Origin of the sequence: Parachlamydia acanthamoebae (assembly GCF_000875975.1) — a bacterium.
GTDB lineage: Bacteria > Chlamydiota > Chlamydiia > Chlamydiales > Parachlamydiaceae > Parachlamydia > Parachlamydia acanthamoebae.
Window position 1 is genome coordinate 1 of record NZ_BAWW01000003.1, and the last position, 15,180, is coordinate 15,180.

The 15,180-nt window shown below is 37.3% G+C and carries 15 protein-coding genes, 1 tRNA gene and 2 pseudogenes; 8 read left to right on the forward strand and 10 right to left on the reverse strand.

From position 1 onward, the window contains the following. The first annotated feature begins 565 nt into the window (after positions 1-565). From AOM43_RS01185 to AOM43_RS14055, 5 genes and pseudogenes are all read left to right on the forward strand, one after another. The gene (locus tag AOM43_RS01185) at positions 566-1,318 is read left to right on the forward strand and encodes a hypothetical protein (RefSeq protein WP_059358700.1); all 753 of its coding nucleotides are present in this window, start codon (positions 566-568) and stop codon (positions 1,316-1,318) included. Positions 1,319-1,526: 208 nt separating this feature from the next. After that, a complete protein-coding gene (locus tag AOM43_RS01190; protein ID WP_226987349.1) occupies positions 1,527-1,832 on the forward strand; it encodes a hypothetical protein in 306 nt (101 codons plus the stop codon). Between the two features lie 60 nt (positions 1,833-1,892). Then, on the forward strand, positions 1,893-2,153 hold the full coding sequence (locus AOM43_RS01195; protein ID WP_059358701.1) for a hypothetical protein: 261 nt from the start codon (positions 1,893-1,895) through the stop codon (positions 2,151-2,153). 179 nt (positions 2,154-2,332) lie between these two features. Then, positions 2,333-3,178 (forward strand): MerR family transcriptional regulator, encoded by an 846-nt coding sequence (locus AOM43_RS01200; protein WP_059358702.1) that lies wholly within the window; start codon positions 2,333-2,335, stop codon positions 3,176-3,178. 198 nt (positions 3,179-3,376) lie between these two features. Then, positions 3,377-4,180, forward strand: a pseudogene (locus AOM43_RS14055) (recombinase family protein); the annotation flags it as partial. A gap of 745 nt (positions 4,181-4,925) precedes the next feature. Here AOM43_RS14055 and AOM43_RS01210 read toward each other — a convergent pair. The 3 genes from AOM43_RS01210 to AOM43_RS01220 form a co-directional block, all read right to left on the reverse strand. Then, positions 4,926-5,007: transfer RNA gene (locus tag AOM43_RS01210), tRNA-Leu, on the reverse strand. A 45-nt stretch (positions 5,008-5,052) separates the two neighbouring features. Beyond that, positions 5,053-6,246, reverse strand: a complete 1,194-nt coding sequence (locus AOM43_RS01215) for a branched-chain amino acid transport system II carrier protein (protein WP_013924668.1) — start codon at positions 6,244-6,246, stop codon at positions 5,053-5,055. A 355-nt stretch (positions 6,247-6,601) separates the two neighbouring features. After that, positions 6,602-7,921, reverse strand: coding sequence for a hypothetical protein (locus AOM43_RS01220; RefSeq protein ID WP_059358704.1), 1,320 nt, complete (start codon positions 7,919-7,921; stop codon positions 6,602-6,604). A 105-nt stretch (positions 7,922-8,026) separates the two neighbouring features. Here AOM43_RS01220 and AOM43_RS01225 point away from each other — a divergent pair, with 105 nt between their 5' ends. After that, positions 8,027-8,434 carry a YchJ family protein gene (locus tag AOM43_RS01225; RefSeq protein ID WP_006340358.1) on the forward strand — a complete coding sequence of 136 codons (408 nt, stop codon included), beginning with the start codon at positions 8,027-8,029 and terminating at the stop codon, positions 8,432-8,434. Between the two features lie 108 nt (positions 8,435-8,542). Further along, complete coding sequence (locus AOM43_RS01230) at positions 8,543-9,289, forward strand: hypothetical protein (protein WP_193374853.1); 747 nt, start codon at positions 8,543-8,545, stop codon at positions 9,287-9,289. Positions 9,290-9,322: 33 nt separating this feature from the next. Here AOM43_RS01230 and AOM43_RS01235 read toward each other — a convergent pair whose 3' ends face one another. Then, positions 9,323-9,847, reverse strand: coding sequence for an HIT family protein (locus tag AOM43_RS01235; protein ID WP_059358705.1), 525 nt, complete (start codon positions 9,845-9,847; stop codon positions 9,323-9,325). A gap of 162 nt (positions 9,848-10,009) precedes the next feature. Between AOM43_RS01235 and AOM43_RS01240 the strand changes: the two genes are divergently transcribed. Further along, a complete protein-coding gene (locus AOM43_RS01240; protein ID WP_226987350.1) occupies positions 10,010-10,507 on the forward strand; it encodes an NUDIX hydrolase in 498 nt (165 codons plus the stop codon). Between the two features lie 167 nt (positions 10,508-10,674). Here the strand turns inward: AOM43_RS01240 and AOM43_RS01245 are convergent, their stop codons facing one another. The 6 genes and pseudogenes from AOM43_RS01245 to AOM43_RS01265 form a co-directional block, all read right to left on the reverse strand. Then, the gene (locus tag AOM43_RS01245) at positions 10,675-11,502 is read right to left on the reverse strand and encodes a glucose 1-dehydrogenase (protein ID WP_006340353.1); all 828 of its coding nucleotides are present in this window, start codon (positions 11,500-11,502) and stop codon (positions 10,675-10,677) included. 315 nt (positions 11,503-11,817) lie between these two features. Beyond that, positions 11,818-12,429, reverse strand: a pseudogene (locus AOM43_RS01250) (IS607 family transposase). Continuing rightward, on the reverse strand, positions 12,422-12,712 hold the full coding sequence (locus tag AOM43_RS01255; protein ID WP_059358706.1) for an HAD family hydrolase: 291 nt from the start codon (positions 12,710-12,712) through the stop codon (positions 12,422-12,424). The pseudogene AOM43_RS01250 and the gene AOM43_RS01255 overlap by 8 nt, the downstream one beginning before the upstream one ends. Further along, complete coding sequence (locus AOM43_RS13490) at positions 12,703-12,840, reverse strand: hypothetical protein (protein ID WP_013924659.1); 138 nt, start codon at positions 12,838-12,840, stop codon at positions 12,703-12,705. Before AOM43_RS13490 ends, AOM43_RS01255 begins: the two co-directional genes overlap by 10 nt. Beyond that, entirely contained in the window at positions 12,837-13,289 is a 453-nt protein-coding gene (locus AOM43_RS01260) for a NanQ anomerase/TabA/YiaL family protein (protein ID WP_013924658.1), read from the reverse strand. Before AOM43_RS01260 ends, AOM43_RS13490 begins: the two co-directional genes overlap by 4 nt. Further along, positions 13,279-15,081, reverse strand: a complete 1,803-nt coding sequence (locus AOM43_RS01265; RefSeq protein WP_059358707.1) for an ankyrin repeat domain-containing protein — start codon at positions 15,079-15,081, stop codon at positions 13,279-13,281. The genes AOM43_RS01260 and AOM43_RS01265 overlap by 11 nt, the downstream gene beginning before the upstream one ends. Positions 15,082-15,180 lie beyond the last annotated feature (99 nt).

Consider the following 15,180-nt stretch of genomic DNA (forward strand, 5'->3'; position numbering starts at 1 on the left):
GGGAAGAAGTCTTTAACGTGAAATACACAGCTTAATTTTTAAAAAATTGGATGCGCTATTAGATGCTCAAAACACAACATTTGACAATATCTCCCTTTATAGAACTAGAACATAATGATCTGCTCCTCCTCAAAAAAATCATGATATAGATATAGGTTGCAAGATCGAGTGTTAAACAAAAAATATACTTCTATAAAAACTTCGGAGCAGCTATCCTTAAACTCTTCTCTGTAACGATAAAGATTATTTGGAACCTTTGTTGTGGCGGGGAACTTTTTACTTTCTCTGCTTCGCTTCATACTACGAAAGTAACAATTTTTAGGCTTCATGAGAGTTTATAAGGGGCGCACACATTCAATAAAAATTGAGAGAGAGGCATTTCCTGGTAAACGCTGGTCATATTTATCTACGGGATTAAAGAGGGAAGCATGATTAATTACATTATTTTAGGCTTCGAGTTGCTGATTTTTCTATGGGTTATGTCTTGGGCATTTACTAGCCAAGTCATGAAAATTTACACGTTATTACAACTTGAAAAAAACAAAAATACAGTAAGAGCTTTACAATGGGAAATATTTACTTTTCTGGGTTGCTTCGCAATTCTATTTTATGTACTACAACGATTGCTGTTCTCTCCGGCAGTGTTTGCACTCCAATCTTAGCAGCTTGGCAACCTGAGCAACATTACATAGCTGGCGTTAATATCAACCTGAACGATGTTGCATTTATCGTCAGGCTTGAAAAGTTGTATGAAAGAGCTAAGAGATATAAGGACAAATTAGAGTCCGGTAAGCTTATGGAAGTCATGTTCGAGATTAAAACGGAAGTAGAAGGCTATACCGGTAAGAAGATCAATCTTGACGCTCACATTGACGCTATCGAGAAAGAAGCTAAAAAGCAAGGGGCACAATTCAAACCTGGTGAAATTAAGCAGATTAAGAAAGACATAAAAAAGAAAGAGAAGAAACATGGGCATAAAGCAATGTTTTTGTACGATTGTAATATGTATGGCATTGATTTCCACCAAGATGAATGCGACTTTCACTTTGATAACATGTACATGGCTAAATCAGCTAAGGGGCATGGCAAAGAAGATGAAAAAGAAGTTAAAGTGCCTATCCGAATTTCCATTGGTATTACGGCCTCACTTTGCGGTTATTTCCTTAGCTTCATTCCTCATCCAGTTGTGCAAACTGCTTCAAAGTTTTTGATTGGTACAGGTGTAGCTCTTTGCGTTGAAGGGACGGTGACACGTCTTGAGGATGATGAAAAGAAAGAACAAGAACAGAGCGGAAACAATAAACCAAAAAATCTTTAAAATCATGATGGTTTATAACAAGAGGCTCGATCCTGTTAAGGGATAGTGAACAAGCTTTCCTTGAAGGGGTATTTGAAAGAGAGGTGATTGAAGCAGCCCTAATCATACAAGATCACCTTTTGATTAAAAAAGATTAAATTACAACACTTTTGCAATGGAAAGCACCTCTTATTTCCAAAAATAATCAAAAATAGGGGAAGATTTTGTTATGAAAAGTCATGCAGAATTGACTAAACGGCAATTACAAGTCTTACCCTATCTTCTTGTATGTGGAACTTATGAAGAAGCAGCTCGTCAAGCTAAAATCAGTGTTAAGCAAATATACTGTTGGTTAAGAACATCAGCTTTTAAAAAAGAATTAGATAGAAGGCGCAATGAAATAATTGAAGAAGCTGTTAACAAGCTAAAATATAACACTTCAAAAGCGGCCGACACTCTTATTTCTCTTCTTTCTCATTCTAATCCAATGATTCAACGTGGTGTGGCTAATGGACTTGCTCAATCATGTAGCTAAGTTCATTGAGCTTCAGGAGATTGAAGAACGTATTCAATTCTTAGAGGCAAAAGTAAAATCATGAGTCAAAAACAACGTTTAAGAAGCCTTAAAAGTAAGACTCACGCTCAACTGTTAGCATTCTTCTTTTTACCACGTAGGTTTGACAATAGAAAAGAGATTGAGTTGCAGCTTTGGAATGATTATGTGAGAAACGGGGGTAATAAAACCGCAACACCTGCTTTTCTTCCTACCATTTCGGAGACCTATGGCTTTGTATGCTGTGTGGAGGTTTCTTTTGTGAAGGAGTGGTTTGCTAAGAACTCCACCCCCCCCCACTGAATTTGGGTCCCATCTGACTAGAGGGGACTCTACCCAATTATTTCTCCATCGCCCTCCTTAAATAGAACCGGTACTTTTGCATAATATAAAAATGAGCTCGAAAACAGACTCGTCTATATTTTTCTTTGCAAAATTATACGTTAAGGTATAAATTTCAGTTTTCACACAAGGACTAAAAAATGCCTTCCACACAAGAAACTACTGAGTTGTGTAACGAGAAAAATTCTTCTTCTGAATTTTTCATCAACCTCTTTTCACGAGGATCACATTTCAAACAACGATTAGAGATGTATCATTCTACAACTATTTGCAAAGCCATTTCTGCTGCCTTAAACGTAAAAGATTATCACATCAAAGACTTGCCAATGACCTATCGAACGATTAATCATTGGGAATCCCAAGGATTGATTGATTGCGATCGAAAAGAAGATACCGCATGGCGTCAATTTAACATCATGGATCAATTATGGCTCTATACCATACAAGCTTTGCGGGAGTTTGGACTTTCATTGGATCGAGTAAAAAATGCGAAAGAAATTTTTTTCACTCCAATAGACAACTATCCCTTTTCGATCATGGAATACTACACAAGCTGCGCCTATATCCTGCTAGAGGATGTCTTCTTGATTGTATTTTCTGATGGTTTTGCTATTCCTTTAACTTATTCAGAGTATCAAAATGCACTAAAGTTAAATTGGATCAGAAACCATGTTCAATTAAACGTAAACGAGATTATCCAAAAAATCTTTCAAGATTCGAATCTTGAGCCTAGGTACAAAGACGAAGCTGCGATTACGCCTCAAGAATTTGAAGTTTTGCATATGATTCGTACGGGTAATTTTGAAGAGATAAAAATAAGACTCACTAATGGTTCCATTTACCTCCTTGAGGGTATCGAAGATATTTCCAGAATCGCAAAAATTGGAGACATCATACGAGAAGGGAACTATCAAGATCTTGAAGTTAAGCAAGAAAATGGCAGGGTAGTCAGCATAAAGCGAACCCTAAGAAAGTTGATTGAGTAACGCTATGGCACACAGCCAGGCAAAAAATAACATAAACCGACACGTCTATTGAAAACCTCAGGGGTGTGTCTCAAACGGAGCAATATATGCTGTCGGTTGAGTCATGCCAAAAAATTTTGAATAGCAACGACAAAAATTACACTCAAGAAGAGATTAAAAAGATCAGAGAATTTTTATACCTTTTAGGTGAGATAGACTATGAACAGTTCAAAGAAAGGAAAAGGCTACAAGAAAGCCATTATTTACACTCGGGTTTCTACAGACGATCAAGCAGTTAAAGGGTACAGCTTGCTCGATCAAGAGGAAGTTCTTCGCAGAGCTTGCAAGGCAGATGGAATTGAGGTCGTTGACCACATTCAAGATGATGGATATTCCGCAAAAACATTTAATCGTCCTGGATTTCAACGGTTATTGACGAATTTAAAAAACGGTCAAATAGCAGTTGAATTTTTGTACGTAGTGCGTTGGGATCGTTTTTCTCGTAACATGGAAAATGGATTCTTAATGTTACGTGATCTTAGAAGTTATGGCGTTGATGTAAAATGCTTAGAGGAAACATACGACACTTCTGATCCTTCGGCAGTCTTGTTAAGAGCCATAAAAATGGCAGAGCCAGAAATGGATAATCGTCGCAGAGCTAAGAATACTCAAATGGGCATACGGAGAGCTTTAAAAGAAGGACGTTATGCCTGTGGTGCAGCTCCTATTGGCTATGCATGGGATCGAAGTGGAACACGCCCAACAATAAAGCCAAATGAAAGTGCTTGTCTAATAATTGAGGCATTTGAGCTTTATGCAACTGGACTGTATTCCATTGAAGGCGTTCGTAAATTAGTTCAAGAGAAAGGTCTAAATATTCAGAAAACGGCATTCAATCGTATGTTAAGGAATCCAATTTATAAAGGTACAATCATTGTGCCCGAATTGGGCGATGAACAAAAAGAGGAAGTAATGGCTATTCATGAAGCTATTATCTCAAAAGAGCTTTTTGATAAAGTTCAAAGCGTTCTAGCAAAAATTCTCGAAAAGAATGCCTCTCGTGTTGAGAAGGTCAACTACAGAGATGAACTTCCTTTAAGAGGATTACTTCAATGCCCTAAATGCCACTCTTCCTTAACTGGCAGTGGCTCGAAAGGGAATGGAGGAACATATTTCTATTATCATTGCCAAAATGGCTGCAAAGAGCGAGTTAAAACGGAGGAAGCCAATTTAGTCTTTTCTGATTACTTGAAGAGTTTCCAGGTGCATCCTGAAGTATCAAATCTTTACATGGCGATTATGGAGGACATCTTCAAGACGAAAGAAGGCGATCGAGAGAAAGAAATTAATCGCCTCCAGAAAAATTTAGCCGAGCTAGAAACTAAACTCTTTAAGATTGATGAAATGTATGTAGCGGGCGACTTGGAGAGAGATTCCTATCAGCGGATGAAGACATCTTATAAAGACGAAATCCAGCGGCTTCAAATGCAAATAGCTCAATTAAAAACTACAGATATCAACTTTATGAAATACTGCCGCTATGGAATATCACTTTTAGGCAACCTTGACTTCTATTACCAACAAGCATCACCATATATCCGGAAAAAACTACTTGGTTCGATATTCACCGGAAAACTGGTTTTTGAGAATGGAAATTATCGAACCACTGGATTGAACGAAGCTGCGGCTCTTATAGGACTATTTCAGAAGGAGTTACAAAATAAAAAAGCCGAACATCTTGTCCTTTCAGACAAAACGTTCGGTAATGTGCCCAGAATAGGACTCGAACCTACACACCTTACGGCACCAGAACCTAAATCTGGCGTGTCTACCAATTTCACCATCTGGGCAATGAAAGAACTGGAATCTTAACAGTTCTTGCATTGTTTTGTCAATCACATTGTGATTTTTTCATAGAAATGTTTGGCCATTGAAATACCAAATGCCGCAAATACAGGAGTATTGGTTAATTCTTTGTCATATAATTTGTAAACAATATTCAAAACGCTTAACACAATCAGCCCCGGGCACAAAATAACTAATACGGGAGACAGCATATTTGCAATGCCTGTGAAGCCTAAATTTGCAATGACTCCAGAAATCAACAATGTGATAACGAGAGGAAATATGTCCCCTCCCTTGCCTTGCATCAAATCATGTTTGATGTATTCACCACAAATCGAAACTAGGGGTATAGCAGTCGTTAAACAAGTCATCGCCACGGCTAAACAAGCAATAAACGCTCCTTTTGAACCTAAAAGGTGCATCGCGATTGCTGAAAGGCGCTCTTCGGGAGCATGCCCAATATCTAGAATAGGTGTATAAAAGGACGCAACGTAGGTTAAACCAACATACATACCTGACAATAATCCTGCTGCCAAAAGACTAGCTTTTACCATCTGCTTAAAAACTTCTCGTCTAGCCATCAAAGGATCTTGTCCATAATCCATTCCAATAAAGTGGGATAAGACAAAAGGAGCGAAGATGAACGAAGCGATTAAATCCAATGTATTGTAACCGACACGTAAGCCTTCAGAAAATGCTTCTGAGGGTGATAGTGAGCTCACTTCTGCGGGAGGTGGATTTTGAAAACCTAAAAATAGGATCATTCCCAGAGATGCAAGCAGAACCGGCGTTAAAAGCAGTCCCAGGATATCGATAATACGTCGCTTTTTCATCGCGAACAATAAAACAAGAACTCCTGCAACAATCGTGAAAAATGTAAAACTTACTATTTCGGGCAGATAAGGCTTTAATGTCGCATAAGAGAGAGTTGCAAGCCGAGGAATCGATCCTATTGGACCTAGAATTGCCTGAATGATGAAAATCAAAATAATTCCAGGAACTTTACCGATCCTCTCAAAAAATGCGCGGTAATGGCCTTCAAAAAGCATCATGGAAATCAAGCCTAAAAGAGGCAAGCTTACGCCTGTAAAGATTAGTCCCATCATCGCAAAAAAGTTCTTGTCTCCCGCATTCCCTCCGAGGATAAGAGGCCAAATCAAGTCCCCCGCACCAAAAAACATGGAGAATAAAGCGAGACCAGCTGCCACGACATTGGATTGTTTTCTTACTATTGAAAGCGACATAATATTTCTCCGATGTTAACGGTTCCATTTCTCTTGAGTGCCGCCAAAGAGATCTAATCTTAACTGGTGTTTGCAGGGGAATGATCTAGGCGGATCAAAGATGATTAATTGCATATGTTCGTGTAACCCAAATCTGTTATTGCTAAAGAAAAAGAAAACAAAACGTCTAACTTTGTCTTCCTTAATTGAGCAGATGTAGGACGGCTACACTGGAGACACATGCTGTAAAGTAGGCCTAATTAAATGTTTTATTAAGATTTTACAGTAGAGATGAATACAAATCAAGCATTTTTAAAAAATCAGATTGCTAAAGAAAAACAAAATAGCCCCTCATACCTGTAAGGCAAAGCGAAATTTAAGGACTTTTGGGTAGCGAAGGCACTCCTTCAATTAAGCGGAAAAAAACTTTAGCAAAAAAAGGGCGCTGCCTTTCAAACTTTATAAAAAATTTTTCTTTCTGGATTTCGTTATGTACGAGGATATTTAGAGTCACAACATCTTCGACTAACGCTGGATTTTCTTCTAGCAGTTCATTAGCTTTTTTTGTCATGTAAGAAGTCGATCTTGAGGTGAAATGACGATCCAATTTGTTCAAATACAAACCAAATCCTTTTGCAAGACTATGCAAAGCAAAAGCCCTAATAACGTTGATAAGGGGAATTAAGCCTAAACTCACAATACTCAATCGAATCTTTCTTTTAGAAAAGTTCGGTTTTGATGCAACATCGTAATTTTTTTTCAACTCTTCATGAAAAGATTCTAATCCAGGTTCTAGTAGCACTTTCGGCATAAAAAATAGTACTGGATCAGCTTTCAGAGTTTCCTGTAAAAGATTAAACAAACCAATTCTTGCGCATTTTTCAACGCTTGCTCCTCTCCCCCCAAAAAATTTACCAAAACCAGTCTTTTTTACAGTCATTAAACCGGAAGGTTCCGTATTGATTATCGCAATTTTTCGGTCTTGAGTTAAACGAATCTTATTAAATGTTGCTCCCGCTATCCCTGCTTTTCGGACAATTAACGAAATCTTATGCGCCAATTCTTTTTGTTCCGATGCATCCATGCTTTTAATGGCTTCAAGCGTTTCTTTTGCACTCAAGACTTCCACTTTCTCGCAAATGAGACAATACTTTCGAGTGACATCACACTCTTTATCAGAATTTTGGTATGCAAGCAGCTTTTTTTGAGGAAGAATGACATCAACCTGCACTTCTTGAGCAATTTTAGCAATACGACGGCTCATTTCAATTCGTAGGAGGTTTTCTTCTCTTTGAAGAACTGCCATCTCTTTTTTATTATTTCTTGGGCCAGGCGGAAAGCTCCCTTTTGGAAAAGCAATCGCACCAGCTTTAATTACCCAACCAGGAAGAGTTTCATGCTCTAGAACGTTGTAATAAGGAATTATTTTACCAAGAATAAGATTTTTTTTGTTTAGTAATTTAAACTGGTGCTGTCCAAGAATGGCATTGTTATCTTGAATTTTTTCCCAGTCACAGCTTAAAGGCTCGCTTAGCATGCTTTTAACTTCAGGTCGTGAAATAAGCTTTTGGGCTTTCTTAGCATTCGTCGAAGCAAGTAAGTGCGTTGATAAACTTTTATCACTTAGGTCTACGGGAGAGACATATGTATTCGAATAATAAAAAGACTTAAAAAAATCTGTGAAACTTGGTAGCATACGGTTCCCTTAATGGGTATTATTGACCTAAATCTTGATAAGATACTGATTACTTATGTAAAAAGCAATAAAGCTCCATCCAAATTTATAACAAATTCATAAACTATGAAACTTCAATGCCCTTGCGATAGTGGTAAAACTTACCCAGATTGCTGCCAAATACTTCATGAAGGAGCTCAAGCAAATCAAGCTCTCTCTTTAATGCGCTCTAGATATTCTGCATACGCCTACCAAAAAGTTGCCTATATCATTCAAACAACCCATCCTGACAATCCAAGCTTTCTTGCGGACTCTATTCAATGGGCGAAAGAGATCTTGATCTTCTGTCAAAACACTCAATTTAAAAAATTAGAAATTGTCGATTATCTGGAAGGAATCGATGAGTCGATTGTGACATTTGTTGCTCATCTCAATCAAAATCATTCAAACAAAAAGCTATTTGAAAAGAGCCTATTTATAAAATTAAATAATCAATGGACATACAGAGATGCGCTACTAATAAAGTTTAAATAAAACAAAAAAAACATTAATAGACGAACGAATCTATTTATTGAAACTTTTCTTTGCGAACATTATAATTTAAATCGAATAATTTCGAATTTAATAATAAAAGAGGTTTCGATGTCTGCACCAATTAAAAGTAAATATGATTATACTAAAGTGTTTTTAAACGAGGAACATTTTGTACCCGTTGATAAAATTCCCGCCCACTCACTTTCGTCGGCCGCCATCTTCAAAAAATTCTCCAATACACCCGACGCACTTCGGCATTCCCCTTTAAAACATCGCGCTGAGAAGTTAGTTGAAGCAACGAAAAAATGGCATTGTGCTAGAGATAATGAGACGAAAGATAAAATTTTTGCCGTATTACGAACAACTCTAGGGGTTGCCATTATAGCCGCAGGAGTTTTTGGATTAGTTGCTGGAGCCACAATCGCCCCACCTGCGGTGGGAATCGCGCTTGTTGCAGGTTTATCTTATGCGCTTCTTACAGGCTACAATATTCTGCACACAGAGATCCCTTTAACTTTAAAAGGAATCCTTACCGCATGCGCACTTGGTCCTTTTTTACCCATCTATGAAGCATTCGGAAATGTCAGCCGTTTGCAAGAAATCAGAACAAACATTAAAGATTCTGTTGAAAACGATTTCAATGAACTCACACGTTTTTTTAATGCTGAACATGCACAGATTGAAAAAAAATTGACTGACGAGATCCTCAAACTCACGAACTCCCTCGCGGCAGTAAAACGACTCCCTTATCGGACAAGATCTGGAGAAAATGAGCTTTGCATGGAACTGTTTAATCACCAAAGAGCTTTAACAGAGCTTCACGCTGCAGCGAAATTCTACGCAGAATACAACTAATTCGATATGAAGATGCACGGTATTTGTGCATCTTCATTTTTCAATAGCGAGCTTCATTTTCTCAACAATTTCATGCATTTCTTTCACATCGATTGGAGAGCTAAAGTTCGCTATATACATTTTTAATAGAAATTTCAGACTAGAGTCGTCTCCTGCTTTTCGCGGCATATAATGAAAATGCACATGCGGAACAGTTTGCCCCACTTCAACGCCATTTTTTTGCAGTAGTAAATAAGAACTCGTTCCAAAAACTTTTTCAGCTGCTACATTGACCTTCTTAATAATTTGACCAATTCGTAAGATTTCTGCCGCAGATAGGTATTCAAAGCGTTCAACATGTCTTTTTGGAATAACAAGAGAATGGCCTGGTAGAACAGGTTTATGGGTGTAAAGCGCAATCACAAGATCATCTTCATAAAATTTTTGATAATCGAGTATTTGACTACTACAAAACGCACAGTTGTCGCGATTTAAGGAACTCGGAGTCGATTTAATAATAAATACTATACCCATTAAAAGCACAATGCCGATCAATAATCTTTTAAATATTTTACTCATTTTGAAATTCCCTAAAAAACATGATTGAATAAACAATCATTCTACCAGAAAAGATTTTATAGCCTAGATAAATTTCAAATTGAAGTTCCCACTAATATGAAATGTATAAAAAAGCAATGCATGCTATAGTGAGACATTAAATCTACTAAAATAAAAGTTTATATGAATGAAAGACGCACGGCTAGAATGTTACTTCTAGACTCGAGAAACCGTATCCTATTAATGCAAATCAGTCCTAAAGGTTCGCTAGATTCGAACTCAATTAAAACTTCTTTTTGGATTACTCCTGGTGGAGAAGTTGAACATGGGGAAACGTTACATGCTGCTTTATTGAGAGAACTGAGAGAAGAGACGGGTATTTTAGAGGCGAAAGTCTATGAACCCGCTGTTTGGTATGGGGAGATTCTCCTTAATTGGAAAGGCATTCCTACATTATTTAAGGAGTCTTTTTTCTTGTTGAAAGTCGATTCATCCGAAGTGAGCACTGACGGATTCACACAGAATGAAAAAGAACTCGTTCAAGATCTGCGCTGGTGGAGTTTGGAAGAAATCTTCAGCTCACAGGACATTTTTCTTCCTAAGAATTTAGCCGTTCTCTTGAAACCCTTATTTGATTCTGTTCCTCAAGAAACCCTAAAAATTGATTTATCAAATTCTTAACATTCTTAACGAATCACAAAAAGATAGAGGCGGCATTGCTTTTTTTCCACATCGTGCCTTAGGATCCCGAATGGTGATGACAGATCCTTGCCACTTAAAGCTATCATGGGGATATTTTTAGCGTCATTCCTCCAAAAATAGGATCCGAAGATTTTCTAATGAAATGATTAAATCTCATTTTCTGCATGATATCTTTTAGGTGTCGCGCTAGATCCCGCCAAAATCCCCCCATCTATTGTAAGTTCAATGCCTGTAATATAATTGGATTCATCAGAAGCCAAAAACAAGATTGCATTTGCAACATCCTGAGAAGTTCCCATTTTATGCATGGGAATGTCTTTAACAATTTCAGCCATCCTTTTTTCTCTTTCCAAACCAGTTCCTAACATAGGCTCCCAGATAGGTGTCAAAATAGCGGCCGGATGGATAGAATTACAACGAATGTGATATCCTTGCTGACAGCAGTAAAGAGCAACTGTTTTGGTATGATTTCTCACTGCAGCTTTGCTTGAAGCATAGGCAGCAGCTCCTGGTATACCTACCAGACCAGATCTCGATGAAATGTTTATAATAGAACCTGCAGGACTTCCATTCATGGCTTTTATGGCGTATTTACATCCTAGAAAAACGCCATCTAAATTAATGGCATGTATCTCTCTCCAATTTTTTAGAGAAGTATTTTCTGGATCTTGTGGGCCAAATCCTTCTTGAAAGCCTGTGATTCCAGCATTATTGACTAAAACATCGAGTTTGCCAAATTGCTTTACAACTGCTTCTATCACTCTTTCCCAGTTGCTTTCATCTGTTACGTCCAAATGAAGATAAATGGATTTTCCTCCAATTTGTTTTGCAACCGATTGTCCCTCCGTATCGCATATATCAGATACTATGACAAGGGCACCTTCTCTTGCAAATGTGAGTGCTGTTTCTTTCCCAATTCCCTGTGCTGCCCCAGTAATGAGAGCAACTTTTCCTTCTAATCTTCTTTCTTGCATCAGTCATTCTTCTGTTTTAGATTTAGAGATCATTACCAAATAGCTGGAAGAGTATTTGGCTTTTCTTGGGCTTCAAGCAATAATTCAATAACTTCTCGCACAGCACACCTTTTCCCCCGGGTTTTGTGCAAATAAATCAACAATGGATTTTATAAGAAACACTGCATCGAATGGACATGTAGTAAACCGCTACTTAAAATCTATACATATCTACTCTTTACTGAGCAGAATGATAAAACGCTAGCCAAGCAGTTTTGCAAGATGTCGTCTTGTTCGTCATTCAGCACAAGACGTGTTTGGTAGGTGAACATCATCTCAGTTGTCATGGTCAATCAACACTTTAGCGGCTTCAATCAATTTTTTGTTCTTCTTGCTTCTGCTGCCATACAAACTTGCGGAAAACATGGTAATGATTTCCAAAACATCTTGTGCAAGCTCTTCTTCAAACGAGGCTTCATCGCCCTTGTTAATCAGAACAACTTCTATCTGCTTTGCTTCGCATAAAGCGAAAATGAGCTCAGCACCAAATCTAAGTAAGCGATCTTTATGAGTCAAAACCAATCTAGATTTTTCTTCCAAAATCAACTGAATTAAAGCTTTGAGCCCCTTCTTTTGTTAGTTCATTCCTGAGCCTAAGTCCTGGATGGCTTGATAGCACCAACCTTGGCTTGTGCAATAAGTGGCGAGGACCTTTGCCTGTCTCTTTAAATCTTCTTTTTGATCATGACTTGATACTCTTGCATACGCAATTGTTAAATCAACTTCAATTTTTTCTTTGCCGATTAATTGATCACGATCGTAGTATCTGGTATTTCCTTTCGACCTTATTGACGGCACGAGGTAGCCCGTCTCCTCCCAGCGTCGAAGAGTTTGAATACTTACACCTAAAAGTCTAGCGGTTTCACCGATCTTAATATATCTACTCATTTGAATGGATTTTAGTAGATTTGTATATGTTTTTGTGAGCTGTTTCTAACCTCACAAGTCTCATGGGTGCCTCATCATTAACATCATCCCCCATGTAAGCTACCTTCCGTAAAGGCAGGCTTAATTGGTTGGTTAAATCTTCTACAACCAGCTTTTTTGATCGACAATTGATGAAAACATGTTTGATGCCTAATTTCTTTGCGCGCACTTCGACAATCGGTGAATTTTCACTTGTTAAAAACGCGATCTCGATTCCTGCTCGCATGAGAAGGGTTAATCCCATCCCATCTTGAACATGGAAACATTTGATACCCCATCATGGGTATAGTACATACTCCCATCTGTTAGCGTTCCATCGATATCTAAAATCACAAACTGAATGTCTTTAAGTTTTTCTTGTAAATGCATCATGACTCAATGGCTACTTTTACGATGATTTTGTGAATATGATCGCTCGATACAAAAGGAGCATGGGCATCTTCTGGGAAAAAAATGGCAAACTTATTTTTCAGAATAGGAATCCAAAAGGAAGGTCGATCGCCAAAAAACATGATATCCTTGTCTTCTTGGTATGCTTGCGAGAAGTGCGTACATTCTTCCTGCCATTTCCATCCAATTTCTTCTTGGCCGGATAACGTATACTGAATATCAATATATTTTTTATGAGCCTCTAAAGGAGAGTTATCCCTTGTCCTGCCAGGTCTTGATTCAAAGATTGCCATTAAGCAATCGTCCCTTAAATACATTTTTTCTGGTGAAACTTGAGGCTTTTGATTTTGTAAAATAAATTCAAAAGCTTCTTTAAAAAGAGGATGTATATGTACATAACGATGCACAAATCTTAAGTCATCAATGATCATGAGTTTTCCACATTTTGTCTAATTTTTGGGTAAGCTGCCTGGTTAATATGAGGCACGTTCGGTGATAATCGACTTTTTTATTTTTTTTATTTAACAATTCAATTTCATTTAAAAAGGATCTAGAAATTTGTTTTAATTTATCAGATTTTGCATTTGGAAAACTTTTTAAAGAAGCAATTAAAATGGTAATAAATTGAATTGCATCCAAAAATTTTTGAGTGGAAAGAAATCCTTCCACTTTGGTTTCTAACTCAACCAAGTTTTTCTGAAAGGAATGCATTTTTATTAAGGATAGAAACTCTCTAAATTTCTCAAAGAAGGGATATCTCTCGAAAATCTCTGGACGGATTCTAGTTTCTTCGATGAGCTGTAGAATTCTTCTTGTAAATTTTTCAATCGGCTTTCCATAATTGATTGGAGGAAAATTAAGAACGACACTCATCGGAATGCGCACAAGCATTCTTTTATATGGTTGGAAATTTTCGGCATCAGTAAAAAGTGGGACCGGATCTAATTTTAAATGTTCTTTAGAGATTACTGTTTTCTGAATAGTTTTAGATGGGCATGAAGTTTCCTGATATAAAGGCGAACACATTTTTTCTAAGGGAACTAACCCCCCATTTTCCATTTTTCGTTTTAATTGGTGGATAAGAAGGAGGCATGTATTCAAATAAGTTGAAACTTTTATGTTATTTAAACGGACTTGGCCAACGATTGTCAAAAAGTTTTTGCAGGTTTCACGTATATGTTCTTTAGTCACTTCAGAAAAGCTATGCAAAAAAACATGCAAAGCTGTGAGAAGTTGAATCGTAACAAGTAACTTTTGTGTCGGCTTATGCTCATCCATAATCTTTTTAAGTTCATAGAATTTGGAAGAGCTCTCATGGTCAAATTGGGTAAAATCTAGACAACCAAGAAAATCTTGGGCCAGACTAAATGACGTTTCTTTTCCCAAAATCTCCAAAAATTGTGTTAATTCGGTCTTCTCACTCGGATCATGCAGCACAGTCTCTAAAAGAATGTGCTGAATTTCGTGTGTGAATTTTTCTATGTCGTTTTGAAATTTACTTTGCAATTTCTCTAAAATACGATTCTCTACAATTTCGCTTGGTCGCATGCCTAAATCGGGAGGATACTCCAGCCTGTCTTGGAATTGAGTCGGTAAAAAACTGGGACAGTCAAGGGGAACCGCTTTTAATTTGAGTGGAATGATGAGGGTTTCTTTAAACCGACTTTCTACTATTTTTTTTAAAAGAGGATAATTTTGAAAAACACGATGAAAATTTTTTCTATTCACCCTTTTTTTGTCTTTTAGCAAAATATCTAAAGGGAGCAATTTTTGGTTATTTTTTAAGTTAGATAGAGCTCCATGGGCGAGTAAAGTTTCTATGGTCAAATCCTCACATGCTTGGGCAGCCAAATGCATCGGAGTATTTCTATTGACATCTTGAGCATTAAGACCGCTTCCATATGTAATGAGAATTTCCACACATTTTATATTTCCCTTGCTGGCTGCTTTATGCATTGCGGTTTGCCCGCATTCATCCATCCTGTTAACAAGAGTATTAGTTTTCAATAAACTAGAAAGAACGCCCACATTTCCTTTTTCTGCAGACAAAAATAATGGATTTTCTTTGTAAATATACAAGCCATAAAAATAATCAATTTTGGCACGCCAAGATTGGCAAACTAACCTCATTAAACATAACTGTTTATCGTCTTCTTTTAATTTGCATAGAACATGATAAAATATTTCGTCAGGCCATAGGGCTTGTGTTTCTCGCATTTCCATAACGAGTACCTTTAAAAACTTGTATTTTTTAGATTTGTTTTTAAATACGCATATTGTTTCGGCACTCACACTAATGAACTGTGTTTAAAAAAGAAAGTA